Origin of the sequence: Halobacillus litoralis (assembly GCF_009856445.1) — a bacterium.
Lineage (GTDB): Bacteria > Bacillota > Bacilli > Bacillales > Halobacillaceae > Halobacillus > Halobacillus litoralis.
The window spans coordinates 703,585-717,411 of record NZ_WMFA01000001.1 but is presented as its reverse complement, the minus strand read 5'-3'; the positions used below and the strand labels follow the sequence as shown (position 1 = coordinate 717,411).

Annotated in this window: 13 protein-coding genes and 2 riboswitches; of the genes, 5 read left to right on the top strand and 8 right to left on the bottom strand. The window is 46.6% G+C overall.

Annotated elements, in window-relative coordinates:
- Positions 1–166: 166 nt before the first annotated feature.
- Positions 167–1,585 (top strand): cell wall-binding repeat-containing protein, encoded by a 1,419-nt coding sequence (locus GLW00_RS20870; protein ID WP_160911204.1) that lies wholly within the window; start codon positions 167–169, stop codon positions 1,583–1,585.
- A gap of 220 nt (positions 1,586–1,805) precedes the next feature.
- On the opposite strand, the gene GLW00_RS03300 is transcribed toward GLW00_RS20870, so the two are convergent.
- From GLW00_RS03300 to GLW00_RS03265, 8 genes are all read right to left on the bottom strand, one after another.
- Entirely contained in the window at positions 1,806–3,095 is a 1,290-nt protein-coding gene (locus GLW00_RS03300) for a TRAP transporter large permease (protein WP_160911202.1), read from the bottom strand.
- Entirely contained in the window at positions 3,092–3,568 is a 477-nt protein-coding gene (locus GLW00_RS03295; protein ID WP_160911200.1) for a TRAP transporter small permease, read from the bottom strand. Before GLW00_RS03295 ends, GLW00_RS03300 begins: the two co-directional genes overlap by 4 nt.
- Before the next feature lie 71 nt (positions 3,569–3,639).
- Complete coding sequence (locus GLW00_RS03290; protein ID WP_160911198.1) at positions 3,640–4,665, bottom strand: TRAP transporter substrate-binding protein; 1,026 nt, start codon at positions 4,663–4,665, stop codon at positions 3,640–3,642.
- Between the two features lie 28 nt (positions 4,666–4,693).
- Complete coding sequence (locus GLW00_RS03285) at positions 4,694–5,350, bottom strand: bifunctional 4-hydroxy-2-oxoglutarate aldolase/2-dehydro-3-deoxy-phosphogluconate aldolase (protein ID WP_160911196.1); 657 nt, start codon at positions 5,348–5,350, stop codon at positions 4,694–4,696.
- A 10-nt stretch (positions 5,351–5,360) separates the two neighbouring features.
- On the bottom strand, positions 5,361–5,915 hold the full coding sequence (gene hxlB / locus GLW00_RS03280; RefSeq protein WP_160911194.1) for a 6-phospho-3-hexuloisomerase: 555 nt from the start codon (positions 5,913–5,915) through the stop codon (positions 5,361–5,363).
- Positions 5,884–6,546 carry a 3-hexulose-6-phosphate synthase gene (gene hxlA / locus GLW00_RS03275; protein WP_335808431.1) on the bottom strand — a complete coding sequence of 221 codons (663 nt, stop codon included), beginning with the start codon at positions 6,544–6,546 and terminating at the stop codon, positions 5,884–5,886. The genes hxlB and hxlA overlap by 32 nt, the downstream gene beginning before the upstream one ends.
- Before the next feature lies 1 nt (position 6,547).
- A complete protein-coding gene (locus tag GLW00_RS03270) occupies positions 6,548–7,501 on the bottom strand; it encodes a sugar kinase (protein ID WP_160911190.1) in 954 nt (317 codons plus the stop codon).
- A 26-nt stretch (positions 7,502–7,527) separates the two neighbouring features.
- The gene (locus GLW00_RS03265; RefSeq protein ID WP_160911188.1) at positions 7,528–8,523 is read right to left on the bottom strand and encodes a LacI family DNA-binding transcriptional regulator; all 996 of its coding nucleotides are present in this window, start codon (positions 8,521–8,523) and stop codon (positions 7,528–7,530) included.
- Positions 8,524–8,776: 253 nt separating this feature from the next.
- A riboswitch (SAM riboswitch) is annotated at positions 8,777–8,881 on the top strand.
- A gap of 67 nt (positions 8,882–8,948) precedes the next feature.
- Positions 8,949–9,056: riboswitch (SAM riboswitch) on the top strand.
- A gap of 73 nt (positions 9,057–9,129) precedes the next feature.
- On the opposite strand from GLW00_RS03265, the gene GLW00_RS03260 reads away from it, so the two are divergent.
- From GLW00_RS03260 to GLW00_RS03245, 4 genes are read left to right on the top strand one after another with little or no spacing between them, the layout of a single operon-like run.
- Complete coding sequence (locus tag GLW00_RS03260; protein WP_160911177.1) at positions 9,130–10,284, top strand: thiolase family protein; 1,155 nt, start codon at positions 9,130–9,132, stop codon at positions 10,282–10,284.
- Between the two features lie 20 nt (positions 10,285–10,304).
- Positions 10,305–12,248, top strand: a complete 1,944-nt coding sequence (locus tag GLW00_RS03255; protein WP_160911175.1) for an acetoacetate--CoA ligase — start codon at positions 10,305–10,307, stop codon at positions 12,246–12,248.
- Entirely contained in the window at positions 12,248–13,408 is a 1,161-nt protein-coding gene (locus GLW00_RS03250) for a thiolase family protein (protein WP_160911173.1), read from the top strand. Before GLW00_RS03255 ends, GLW00_RS03250 begins: the two co-directional genes overlap by 1 nt.
- Positions 13,405–13,827, top strand: coding sequence for a Zn-ribbon domain-containing OB-fold protein (locus GLW00_RS03245; protein ID WP_160911171.1), 423 nt, complete (start codon positions 13,405–13,407; stop codon positions 13,825–13,827). Before GLW00_RS03250 ends, GLW00_RS03245 begins: the two co-directional genes overlap by 4 nt.

Genomic DNA, 13,827 nt, shown 5'->3' with positions numbered 1-13,827 from the left:
CTTTTGAAGTCGATATTTGTCATAAAAAATAGATAGCTTTACTTCGAGGACTGATTTATAATCCTTTTAGTGAACTCGAATGGAAGGTGATGAGAGAAGTATAGTAAGCGGTTGCACTGTTGCTTAAGTCCTAATGAAGTTAAAAGTAAAGGGGAAAATGAAACGAGTGAAAAAATTTGTTGGTTTTACAGTTGCTGCTCTATTAACGTCTACTTTATTCACTACTCCCGCCCTTGCAACAAGCGAAACACCATTTAAGAGTTTGGAAGATTTCAAGAAGCAGAAGCAGGTTCCCAATGCACAGGAAGTAGAATTGCTCGGTTACAATGATTGGGGTGCCTTTGAAGAAGAAGAACCGAATAACACCATGGCTCAAGCCAATCATATAACCACGGAGGATCTCGCCGTAGGTACATTCACTAAGGGTGATAAGGATTATTACAAGATTGAAATCAATGGAGATGAAGAAGTGGATCTCTCTGTCTCTCTCTTCTCTATGGATGTAGATGAAACCAACATGCAGCTGAATGTAAATGTTTATAACTCCACTGGTGAAGAAATGGATAGCTATTTTAAAGATAGCGACGAGTATGGATTTGCGGGTGGGTTTTATTTGAACCCGGGAGTCTATTATCTTGAGGTTTCTGATTTAGCTGACTTGAATAATGGGGAAACGTATATGTTGAGTCCTTTTGTTATTGAAGAGGAACCATACATTGACCGTATCGCCGGAGAAGACCGCTATCATACCGCAGCAGCGATCGCTGTACGTCGAAGTGGTGGGTATCCAAACGATCATATCATCCTGGCAACAGGAGCCGATTTCCCTGATGCGCTTGCAGGTGCACCACTGGCTTTCTACTATGATGCTCCGATTCTATTAACGAGGAAAAACGCTCTTCCGCAGATTACGAAATCAACGATTGATGTGTTAGGTGCCAAGCATGTCACGATCCTTGGTGGAACAGGGGCTATTTCCAAAGATGTTGAAAACTCCCTTGTGAAATTAGGATTGGATGTCGAAAGAATTTCAGGAGCTGACCGGTATGAAACCGCAACGGCCATTGCTGAAGTGCTTCCACCTAGTGAGGGAGCCGTGGTCGCATACGGAAGAAACTTCCCTGATGCCCTTTCCATTGCACCTGTAGCTGCGAGCAACATGATGCCGATTCTTTTAACAGAAAAAAGTAAACTTCCGGAAGCTACGAAGCAGGCCATGAATGATTACGACTTCACCTATGTCGTAGGAGGTTCCGGGGTTGTCGATCAAAAGGTTTTCTCTCAACTTCCTGATCCTGAGCGAATTTCAGGGAAGAACAGATACAGCACATCGATTGCTATCGCTGAGCATTTCGAACTGGAACCGCAGTTTGTGAATATCGCAACTGGAGCGGACTTTGCAGACGCTCTTGCAGGAGCAACTTATACGTATGGTGAACCGTTATTGTTGACTCCTACCAATTACCTCTCCCCTGAGGTGAAAGATTATTTTGTTAAGAACGAAACCTTCTACTTCACTATTTTTGGCGGCACGGCAGCTGTCAGTGAAAATGTTGAGGAAGAGATTCTGGAGTTATTTGAATAGTTAACGCTAAACACCCCTAAGTAGTCGATCACTTAGGGGTGTTTTTCTGTGGGGAACTTTTCAGTAGCCCCTTCGAACTCATTCGTAGTACGCCTTTTTCTTGCTGGGTCAGTAGTGGAACCGATTTTTTTATTTGTGTTCAACAAAAGAAACAGGTGAGATCAGAAAATACCTTTCTGATCTCACCATCTAATTCCTATAACTTTATGAACCTATTTCCTTAAAAAAGGTTTGGATTGATCATTTCTGGAACGAAAAATGCAACACTTGGGATAAATGCTACCACGATCAACACAACGACAACGACGGTGATGTAGGGAATAACCGCTTTAAAGGAGCGTTCAATAGGCAGCTTTCCTATCTTCGCTGCCAGGAGTAAACACAATCCGTAAGGCGGTGTAACGAGACCGACAGCAAGAGTCATGATCGTAATGATTCCAAGAAGAATTGGGCTGATGTCAAACGTAATCGCTACAGGCAGGACGACTGGAATGAATAAAATCATCGCCGGGATGGCATCCATGAACGTCCCTACAAATAAGAAGAAGGCTATGATAATCAATAAGAAAACCCACTTGCTATTGATGTTATTAGCAAAGAATTGTTCCGCCCATACAGACAGTTGGTAGTAACTCATCAGTTCGCCCAAGGCATTGGCAGCGGCTAGAGCGAAAAGGGAAAGGGAGCTCAATGTCAACGTATCAACAAGGATCTTTGGGAAGTCCTTCAGTTTCAGTGTTTTGTAATAGAACATACCGACAATGACTGTATAGATTGAGGCAAAGGCAGCAGCTTCAGTCGCAGTGAAGATGCCTGTAATGATTCCACCAATTAAGATGATCGGCGTGAACATAGCTGGAATAGTATCCAGGAACTTCTTAATGAAATTTGACATGGAGGCTTTTTGATAGACAGGGTAGCCTCGTTTCAAAGCGAGAATATAGACAATCACCATCATACTTAAACCGATCAGCACGCCGGGAATAATACCGACGAGGAACAGGGCTCCGACGGAAACATTGGTCAGTCCTGCATAGATGATCATCGGGATACTTGGCGGGATGATGACACCAATCGTTGAAGAAGCAGCGGTTACTCCGACAGCCGTACCCGTGTCATAGCCCTGCTTTTTCATGTTAGGGATCAAAATTTTCCCCACCCCAGCTGTATCTGCTTGAGAGGCCCCGGATACACCAGCGAACAACATCGAGACGAGAATGTTCGCATGAGCGAGTCCACCACGGATGTGGCCGACCATCGACAAGGCGAAGTCGATCAGTTTCTGCGAAATCTGCCCACTATTCATCAGGTTTGCGGCAAGGATGAATAACGGAACAGCCAGCAGGACGAATGAATCCAGTCCATTAAGCATTTTTACAGGAACGGTGACTTCCGGGATATAAGGAACATTGATAATACCAACCATTGCGATGATTCCTATGACAAATGCGATCGGAATGCCGATGAACATAAGCAGGACGAACATGATGACTAACAGTGGACCAATCATTCGGTGACCTCCTCGCTATTGAAGTTTTTGATATTACGGAAAATGTGGGCAATCGTGTAGATGGACATGGTCGCGCCCATAATAGGGATGGAGATCCAAACGTAACCCATTTTCATTTGCTCGAGGGAAGTCCAGGTGTAGCTCCAGAAATTCTGTACGGCTTGAATGCCGAAATAAAAGATAGCTAAGCTGAAGGCTAACAACAGGAGATCATTGAAGAGAAAGAGACTGTTTTTACTCTTTCCTTTCAGCTTTTTCAACAAGAAATCAAATTGAAAGTGTTCGCGGCGGTTCAGCATGACAGCTGCGCCCATGAAGACCGACCATATGAAGGAATAGGTGGCGACTTCCTCTGTCCAAATAGCGGAGACACCTGAGATACGGGTGATGACTTGAATCACGATCGTAACAAAAAAAGTGAGCAGGAACAGGACTCCGATGGTCAGCTGGATTCTTTCTAGCCATTTAATCATTGGTTGGTTACCTCCTTCTCAAAGAAGATATAAGGGAAGGGCATCCGTGAGATGCCCGCATCCTTCTATCTTTATTTCATATCATTGATTTTTTCCAGTAGATCCGTTGCTCCGATTTCTTCCGCGCGTTCTTGAAGAATCGGTTCAGCAAGGTCGATGAATGGCTGACGGTCAATTTCATTCACTTCCGCTCCATCTTCAATCGCTTGCTGCTTGTACTCTTCTTCCTGTGCATATACAGCTTCGCGTTCTTTTTCCACAGACGCTTCAGCGGCTTCAAGAATCGCTTGTTTCTGTTCCTCAGAATAGTTCTCAAACTTCTTCCCATTAATCAATAAGAAACGAGTAGTGTAATCGTGAGCCGTTTCGGTTACATATTTTCCGTTATCGGTTTTGTGATGGTTTTCTTGAACGAAGTATGGGTAAGAGTTTTCAGAAGCATCGACAACTCCCTGCTGGAGGCCTTGATACAGTTCACCCCAGGCCACAGATGTCGGTACAGCTCCCGTTTGTTCCCAATAGTTGGCGACCGCGCCAGACGTTTGGGTACGGAATTTCAGACCTTTCAAATCATCCATGGATTCCAATGGTTTCTTCCCGTAATAATGACGGACGCCAGCAGACCAGTAACCAAGCAGTTTGAAATCATTGTTGGATTCTTCCTTGACGATCTCCGCCATCTCTTCTCCGACTTCACCATCCACGACACTTTCCCAGTGGTCATAGCTGTCGAATACGTATGGAAGGGCGAACAGGTCGATGGGTTTGATTCCCGTACCAGACATGAACCCTGGGGATACAAGTACAACGTCAGCGGCTCCCAGTTTCAGCTTTTCAACAAGTTCAGATTCGCTGGTACCCAGTGTTCCGGCATGGACTTCGACTTCAATGTTAGCATCAGAGCTTTCTGCTGATTCTTTGAAGGCTTCCATACCAATCTGATATGGGTTTTCTGGTGACGTTTGATTATGTGCGGCAACAATTTTTAATTTACCATCCCCTGATTCTCCATTTGCCTCTTCTTCCCCGCTGCAACCGGCCAGTACGAATACCCCTGCAAACAACATAAACAATAAAAGTGATAGAGACTTCTTCATGTTCTGTTCCTCCTTCATTTGAATCCGCTTACAAATGCGCGGCAAGTTTCTCATTGATTCTTTCTGTTTTCTGGACATACGACATTGCCAATGACTGCAAAGCTGAGTAATCGGCTTCGGTTTTGAGAGCTTCCGGCTTGACCAACTGACTGCCGATCCCTACGACCTCAGCCCCTTTTTTAAAATAGTCCATCATATTATCCAAGTGGATTCCACCGGTGGCCATGATGGACGCCTGTGGCAGGGGACCGTGAACATTTTTAATATAATCAGGTCCGAGAATGCCTGCTGGGAACAGTTTTACCATTTGAGCTCCAGCATCAAGAGCTGTCTGGATTTCCGTTGGTGTAAAAACCCCGGGGATGCATGGCACTCCGTAACGATTGGAAAGTTGAATCGTTTCTACATTGAGCGTTGGAGCGACGATGAAGTCTGCGCCCGCTTCGATCATGTGTTTTGCGGTTTGAGAATCAAGAACGGTTCCTGCTCCAATAAGCGCTCTCCCTTGAACTTGTTCAGAAGCTTTAGAGATGAGTTCCGCTGCTTTTGGTGTTTCTGCGGTGATTTCAATGGCCTTGATCCCTCCGTCTACGAGTGCTTCAGTGATACAGAGAATATTGGCTTCATCTGCTTTCCGGATAACCGGAACGATGCGTGCCTGTTGAATGCGAGCTAATCTATTCATTGGCTTCCCCCTATTCTAAATTTGCATGACGCTCAACCATTTCGTTATTCGTCAACCCATTTTTCTGATCTAATGTATGGATGATGACAGCATCCAACAGGAGATGGACGGATTGGTCGAACTGATTGCCAAGCGGCTGAATGGTGGACGGCTCTCCTGGCAGCCTCTTTTTAGTCGCTGCAGGTACGGCGAGCACCCGATCGCTCAACTCAGCAATCGTTGAGGAGGGGTTTGTCGTGATCGCAGCGACAACCGCTCCGACCTCTTTTGCCTTTTCTGTAAAATGTTTGAGCGACTGTGTCGATCCTGAACCGGAAATTACAACAAGCAAATCTTCCGCTTCGATGCTCGGTGTGATTGTTTCACCTAATACAAAAACCTGGAAATCCGCATGCATGAGTCTCATAGCGAATGCTTTTCCCATCAATCCGGAACGTCCTTCTCCTGCTATAAAGATGCGTTTTGCTTGGATCAGCTGATTCGATAAAGCTTCTGCCTCGTTGACATTCACCTGTTTAAGCACATGGCTGATTTCATCGCTGACGGTTTGAATGGTCTGCTTCATGGTCCATCATCATTCCTTTCATTTGTAGTGCGGCGCTCCGTCGATCGTTCTGCTTGGTTATCGCGCTCCCGACAATCAGCGTGTCCGGGTTATTCTTCAGGATAGAAGGCAGGGTACCCGGGTTGATTCCTCCGGCAACCGCCACTTCCACATGCGATCCCTGAACCAGAGAGAAAAGGTCGTCACTCTGAATTTCCCCTGACGCCTGCATATCCTTCCCGAAATGAAGACTTACGAGGTCGACGCCTAAGGCGCACAATTCTTTGATCCGCTGTTCTTCCTGCACTCCCAACAGATCGATCATGACTCTTCTCTCATAGCGACGCGCAACTTCCAATGTATCCTTGATCGTCTGATCAGCTGAAAAAGCCATCACCGTTGTAATGTCCGCTCCTGCTTCAAAGGCCTGGGCGGCTTCATGCTTTCCTGCATCACATGTTTTCATATCCGCAACTAGTGTTTGATCCGGAAACGCTTTCTTTATTTCTCTGATCAACGACACCCCATATTCCTTGATGACCCCGGTGCCTATTTCAATCCAGTCAATGGCGCCTTTTGTATCTTCAAGGGCTTGGAAACACTCTTCTTTAGTCATGCGATCTAACGCCAGCTGAAGGTTCAAGATTCTCACCTTACCTTTCAATCAGTTCTTTTTCGCCAAGCTGGATAAGAACTTCCTCAAGCTCCGGCAGCCCTTCATTATCCCCGTAAACGCTGACGACCATTGACCCGATGGTATTGGCGAATTGTAAAATCCTTTCAAGTGACCATCCTTGCAGCACCCCATAAATAAATCCTGCATCAAACCCATCTCCTGCTCCAACCGTATCCACGACCTTCTTCACGGGAGCCGATGGCATGGTCACTGATAGGCCATCCATAAATCCGAATGACCCCTTCTCTCCTTGTTTGATAGCGACAGTCGAGATTCCATAACGTTCACATGCTTCTACAATTCGATTCGGCTGGCTGACTCCGAAAAGGAGTTCCGCTTCTTCTACACCTGTCAGCATGATGTCGACATAAGGGAGGAGCTGAGTAAGAGACTCGCGTGCTTTCTCCTTATTCCAAAGTTTAAGCCGGATGTTCGGATCGAAGGAAACGAGGGCGCCATGGTCTTTAGCAATCGTCACCGCCCGTTTTAATAACCGCAAATTCTTCTCCGGGTCGATCGCTGCGAAGACACCAGTAATGTGAAGGATCTTCGTCCGCATAATCGCTTCCACATCCAATGTCTGTTCAGTCAGTGTCTTCGTTGGTGATTGAGAACGATAATAAAACGTGCTCCCGCTCCCATCTTCCCGTATTTCTTTAAAATTGAGAGAGGTAGGATAGCCCTCAATCAGCTTGACAGTGGAAACATCCACCCCTTCTCCTCTGGCAAAGTTTCGTATGTATTTGCCGAATTCATCTTTACCAAGGCGGCTGATCCAGCCAGTATCAAGACCCAGACGAGAACAACCAATGGCAAAGTTTAGTTCTGCACCTCCCGCTTTACGTTCAAATGAGTGGACATTACGGAGTGGTCCAGTTTTCGTTGGATCGAATGTAATCATGGCATCTCCAATAGTCATGACGTCTTTCATTTCTTTTCCTCCTTTCTTCAAACCTCTTAAACAGAGTCCCGCACCATCAAGGTCGGTTGAAATCGATTGGGTTGATCGTCCGTATTTTCCTTAATTTTTTTCAGAAGAAGTTCTGCCCCTTTCTTTCCCATTTGGAAAGTCGGCTGAGCAACCGTTGTTAGCGTCGGTGTGTAAAAACTCGCAAATGAAACATCATCAATTCCGATAATAGCGAGGTCTTCCGGCACCCTAAGTCCCTTTTGTTTCACATATTTGAGAATTTCGATAAGAACTAAATCGTTCCCCGCAAGGATCGCTTCAGGGGGCGTGTCCAGTCTCAGCAGATCATCGAGTTCCTGTTGAAGGTCCTCGGTTTCGGAGCTGATGATCAAAGTCTCATCAATAGGGATTTCATGCTTCTTCAATGCCTGCTCATATCCTTGAATCCGTTCCATCCTTGGTGTTACATGATTTAGGATTGATGTCGTCATCATAGCGATTCTGCGCCGCCCTCTGTCAATGAAGTGGTCAACCGCCAGTTCAGATGCTTTCTCATTATCCAGCATGACAGCCGGTACGTTCATTCCTTTTACATCTCTGTCAAGAAAAACGACAGGGTAAGAACTGTCGATCATCTTTTGGTATAGATCCCGGTTATCCCCAGTCGGGAAAATGATTAATCCATCCACCTGCTTGGCTCGAAGCATTTCTATATAATGCTTCTCTTTAAGGGGATCATCATCCGCATTACAAATGATGGTATGAAAATCTGATTCATGACACACATCTTCAATAGCTCGTGTGACTTCGGTGGTGAAATTGTGCAAAATATTAGCGACAATCACCCCAATGGTTTTCGTTGATTTTTGTTTTAAGCTTCTCGCGACGATGTTCGGCTGGTAGCCTAGGACATCGATAGCTTCCTGAACGCGCTGTTTTGTTTTTTCTCCCATATAGTCATATCGTTTATTCAAATATTGGGAAACCGTACTCTTGGAAACTTGTGCTTGTTTGGCTACGTCAGCGATGGTTACGTTTTTCATAAATAATCTCCACATTTCTTTTTACTAAACCGATTTAGTAAAACGATTTAGTTGTATTGTAGATCAAGTGAAAGCGTTTTACAACAGGTTTTTAAAATTTTTAGATTTTTCTTCTTCACACATAAAAATATCTGTGCTTCATCACTATATCTAAAGGACTCAAATAAAATAAATTTTCACACTTTTCTACAAAATTCATTGACACCGATCCTTTCCCTTGCTAACATGGCACTTAACCAAATAACGAAAGAACATCTTATCCAGAGAGGTGGAGGGACTGGCCCTGTGAAACCCGGCAACCGCTATTTATATAGCATGGTGCCAAATCCTACTGAGTGAACGCTCAGGAAGATAAGAGATTCACATAATCTCTAACCTCTCTATCAGTGATAGAGAGGTTTTCTATTTTCCAACTGAATATTTATTTCTTATCCAGAGAGGCAGAGGGACTGGCCCGTTGACGCCCGGCAACCATCAAGCAGCCGCTTGAAAAGGTGCTAATTCCTGCAGGAGATGATCCTGGAAGATAAGAAGAGCCAAGAGCCCTCTTCTTATTTTTTTGTAAAGAGGGCTCTTTCTATTTCACAAAAAGGAGTGGCTACATAGATGAGTACTGTACTTTTAGATGGCATTCGTACCCCGTTCGGAAAATGGAAAGGGGCTTTGAAAAAGAAATCCGCAGCAGAACTCGGATCTCACGCGTTAAACGCTTTAATAAAGAGAAATCCAATAGCCAAACAGGCAGATGGCGCGCTGCTTGCCCAAGTCATCCAGGCTGGGGGTGGTCAAAATCCTGCCAGACAAGTCGCTTATAAAGCAGGGGTGGAGATCCATACACCTGCCATCACATTGAACAATGTCTGTTTAGGTGGAATCGCTACAATCGCGGATGCCTCCCGAAGACTGCAACTGAACGAAGGAGAGTTATACATCGTCGGTGGCTTCGACTCGATGACGAACGCTCCTCATACTGCTCCTGTAAGAGCTTCTTCAGGACTCGGCCATACCATCCTGAAAGACACCTTACTGAACGATGGTTTGTGGTGCGCCTTAACGGATGTATCGATGGGAGCTCTTACCGATGAGAAAAACCGCTCATTCGAAATTAGTCGAGAGGAGCAGGATGAATACGCCGCCCTTTCTCAACAACGAGCATCTCTTGCTCAGGAAAAAGGATGGTTTCAACCTGAACTCGCACCTTTTTCTGGATTACTCGAGGAAGATGAAGGCATCCGTAAAGGAACGACAGTTGAAAAGTTAGCCAACCTCTCCACCGCCTTTTCCAACGAAGGCACGATTACGGCAGGCAATGCGTCTCAAATGACAGACGGGGCGAGCGTTGGGATCGTTACCACGAAAGAGAAAGCAGAATCACTTGGACAGAACCCGCTCGCAGAAATTATCGATTGGTCAGAGATTGCCGGGCCGGATCCGAGCTTACAAACCAAACCATCGCAAGCGATCCAGGAACTATTAGATAGACACCAATTGACTACTGACGATATTGATCTGTTTGAAATCAACGAGGCTTTTGCCAGTGTGGTCATAGCCAGCTGCCGCGATCTTGGCATCGATTATGACCGGGTCAATGTGAACGGTGGAGCGGTTTCTCTTGGTCATCCTCTCGGAGGGACAGGATTCCGGCTCGTTTTGACCCTTGCCCATGAACTGAAACGGCGCGGCGGTGGAAAAGGCATAGCGTCCCTTTGTGGCGGTGGCGGACAGGGAATGGCCCTGTTGATTGAAGTTCCTCATACATAACTCGAAAGGAGATAAATCCAATGAATACAACAATTACAGCTCAGCGTTCCCCGTATCTTTGGGAGCCATCGAGCGAAAGAATAGAACAGTCGCATATCAAAGCTTTTGCCGAATCTACCGGCCAGCCGCTCTTTCCGTATGAACGGTTCCACCGTTGGTCCGTTTCTCACCTGGCTGTATTTTGGTCAGCCGTTTGGGATTATGCAGGAATTATCGGAGATAAAGGCGACCGTGTTTTTGTCCCTGGCCCGTCGATGCCGGATAGTACATGGTTTCCGGAAGCACGGTTGAATTTCGCTGAAAACCTGCTGCGCGGTTCTCTTGATCGGATCGCTGCCTATGAAGCGAATGAGACAGGCGTTCAAGGAAGCATCACTTTACAAGAGCTAAAACAATCCGTTGCCAAAGCCCAGGAAGGTTTAAAACAATTAGGTGTTCAAAAAGGCGATTGTGTCGCCGGGGTCACGAAGAACGATATCCAGGGATTAGTGGCCTTGATTGCGACCACTTCACTGGGGGCGACATGGACCTCCTGTTCCCCTGACTTCGGAACGAAAGGAATCGTCGACCGCATTGGTCAGGTGAAACCGAAAGTATTGATCGCTACTCTCTCTTATCAATATAAGCAGAAGCCATTCCAAATCGAGGACAAAATCAAGCAGACGACGGAACACCTGGAAGGACTATCCGCACTCGTCACGTTCGGAGGGGAAACGGATATTGAAGGGATCGAATCTCTTTCATGGAGCGAGCTTTGTAACAATGAAGCAGAAGAGCCCACGTTCGAACCCGTTCCTTTTAACCACCCTTTATATATTTTATATACATCCGGAACGACGGGACTGCCGAAAGCGATCGTTCACTCAGTCGGCGGGACACTCCTGCAACATGTGAAAGAGCATCAGCTCCATTGCGATGTCCAGCAAGGTGACGTGTTGTTCTGGTACACCAATACCGCCTGGATGATGTATCCATGGCTCGTTTCAGGGTTAGCCAGTGAAGCGGCGATTCTATTGTATGACGGCTCTCCCGTAAGACAGGATTCCCTTACCCATTTGTGGGACATTGCGGATGAAGTCGGCATCACCCATTTTGGTACAAGTCCTAAATACCTCGATACATTGATGAAAGCAGGCGTCGATCTGAAAAACACTCATTCACTCGACTCTTTGAAAAGTCTGCTCTCCTGCGGGGCTCCCTTAGCGCCTGAGCAATACAACTGGATCTATCAAACCATCAAACAAGATCTGTTTCTGGCTTCCATTTCCGGCGGAACAGAAATCATCGGCTGTTTTGTCATGGGATCACCGGTTCACCCTCTGAAGCAAGGCGAAATCGCATGCAAAGCGTTAGGTATGGCGGTCGATGTATTGGATGAGCGAGGAGCATCGGTCTACGAAGAAAAGGGCGACCTTGTTTGTACGAAACCATTCCCTAGCATGCCGCTCACATTCTTTGGCGAAGGTGGAGAGGAACGTTACCGGAAGAGCTACTTTTCCAAACGACCAGGGATCTGGACACATGGGGACTTGGCTGAACAGACCATCGACCAATCATTCATCATTTATGGACGTGCCGATACGACCTTGAATCCAGGTGGTGTCCGCATCGGTACGGCTGAAATATACGGTGTCGTCGATCATATCAAAGAAATCAAAGACAGCGTCGTATTCGGAGCACCAAAAGACCATGATGAAGAAATTGTCCTCTGTATCGTCACGGAACAACTGACGGAAGACTTAGCAAAAGAAATACGGCGACAGATCCGCACGAAAGCTTCTCCTCGTCATGTACCGAAGCGGATTTATCAAGTGGAGGAAATCCCTCATACCATCAATGGAAAAAGAGTCGAAGGAGCAGCGAAAACAGCCGCTTTAGGAAAAGAAGTGAAAAACGAAGCGTCCTTACGTAATCCATCCAGCTTACAAGCATTTCGTCAGCTTTCAGAAAAGGAGTTCGTGTAATGGCCAGCCAAATTCAAGGAGCGATCACCGGAATCGGTGAGCTGAAGCCCGTCCGTTATTCAGAAGGAAAAACCACATTAAGTTTGATTGCAGAATCCGTCCGCCTCGCCATCCAGGATGCCGGCATCTCCAAGGAAGACGTCGACGGTCTGCTCGTCGGACCCCAAGTCGGGGAGACGCCCCAACATGTGCCGGCGACGGTTTCTGAGTATCTAGGAATCGATCCCACGATGTCCAATACGGTTGATCTCGGCGGAGCGACCGGACCGGGGATGATCTGGAGAGCCGCCGCAGCCATTCAGGCAGGCATGTGCGAAACCGTCGTCTGTGTCCTAGCAAACAAAAATGAAAAAGGCGAAACATTACGATCCCCGAACCGTAATCCGATCCGCGAGTTTGATGTGCCTTTCGGTGCCTCTGGAGCGAATACTTCCTATGCCCTCTTAAAAAGACAGCACATGGAAGAACACGGATCCACCCAGGAAGACTTTGCAAGGATCGCCTACTGGCACAGGAAAAATGCCCAGTTGAACCCGGATGCGATTTTCTATGGAAAACCCGTGGAAGTCGAAGATATTCTCGCCTCTCCTTTGATCGCTGATCCGCTTCACCTTCTTGAGATCGTCATGCCTGTAGCCGGTGGAGCAGCCGTCGTCGTTACATCTGCGGAAAAAGCAGCACAAGGTAAGCATAAAGCGGTCTACCTGAAAGGAGCTGGAGAAAAGATCACCCACCGGGCGGTCAGCCAGGCGCCAAGTATAGACACCTTGCCATTTACCTATTCGATCCCAAGAGCGCTTGAACAAGCAGAGACGGACGTGGAAGACATCGACCTTTTCTCCCTGTATGACTGTTATACAAGTGTCGTTGCCACAACACTTGAGAGTGCGGGTCTTTGTAAGCCTGGAAAGTTCGGAGAGTTTGTTAAAAACCACAGCTTTGGCCATGACGGTGATTATCCATTGAACACGCATGGCGGCCAGTTAGGGTTCGGCCAGGCAGACTTGGCAGGCGGCATGTCGCATGTGGTGGAAGCCGTCCATCAATTGAGAGGCGAAGCTGGAAACCGACAAATCCCTGATGCTAAAAAAGCACTCGTGACAGGGAACGGAGCCACATTAAGCGAAACAACGGCGCTTGTGTTAGGAGGAGAACAATGAGCCAACAACCAAACATTTCTTTACCAGGTCCGACGATCACACCAATAAGTCATCCTTTTTGGGAAAGCATCCAAGCCGGTCATCTCAGTCTTCAACAATGTGACAAGTGTGAGCAATGGATCTTTTACCCTCGCGAACACTGTCCCCATTGTTTTAATGATTCGTTAACATGGAAAAAAGCCTCCGGTAAAGGAAGGCTGAAAACATGGAGCGTGATCCATCGTGCGGGACATCCCGTGTGGCAGGAACATACACCCTATGTGGTCGGCGTCGTCGCTCTTGAAGAAGGACCTTCTCTATTGACGCACGTATTGATAGACGAAACAGACTTAACTTATAACATGAAAGTCGAAATGGAAATCAGTGAAATCGGACCACACCCTTTGCCATTCTTCAAAAAAAAGGAGGAAACGATATGA

Coding starts and splice junctions, on each gene's coding strand:
- GLW00_RS03295 (WP_160911200.1), bottom strand. CDS start 3,568: ATGATTAAATGGCTAGAAAGAATCCAGCTGACCATCGGAGTCCTGTTC.
- hxlB (WP_160911194.1), bottom strand. CDS start 5,915: ATGAAGCAGACCATTCAAACCGTCAGCGATGAAATCAGCCATGTGCTT.
- GLW00_RS03260 (WP_160911177.1), top strand. CDS start 9,130: ATGAGTACTGTACTTTTAGATGGCATTCGTACCCCGTTCGGAAAATGG.
- GLW00_RS03290 (WP_160911198.1), bottom strand. CDS start 4,665: ATGAAGAAGTCTCTATCACTTTTATTGTTTATGTTGTTTGCAGGGGTA.
- GLW00_RS03285 (WP_160911196.1), bottom strand. CDS start 5,350: ATGAATAGATTAGCTCGCATTCAACAGGCACGCATCGTTCCGGTTATC.
- GLW00_RS03250 (WP_160911173.1), top strand. CDS start 12,248: ATGGCCAGCCAAATTCAAGGAGCGATCACCGGAATCGGTGAGCTGAAG.
- GLW00_RS03300 (WP_160911202.1), bottom strand. CDS start 3,095: ATGATTGGTCCACTGTTAGTCATCATGTTCGTCCTGCTTATGTTCATC.
- GLW00_RS03245 (WP_160911171.1), top strand. CDS start 13,405: ATGAGCCAACAACCAAACATTTCTTTACCAGGTCCGACGATCACACCA.
- GLW00_RS03265 (WP_160911188.1), bottom strand. CDS start 8,523: ATGAAAAACGTAACCATCGCTGACGTAGCCAAACAAGCACAAGTTTCC.
- GLW00_RS03255 (WP_160911175.1), top strand. CDS start 10,305: ATGAATACAACAATTACAGCTCAGCGTTCCCCGTATCTTTGGGAGCCA.
- GLW00_RS03270 (WP_160911190.1), bottom strand. CDS start 7,501: ATGAAAGACGTCATGACTATTGGAGATGCCATGATTACATTCGATCCA.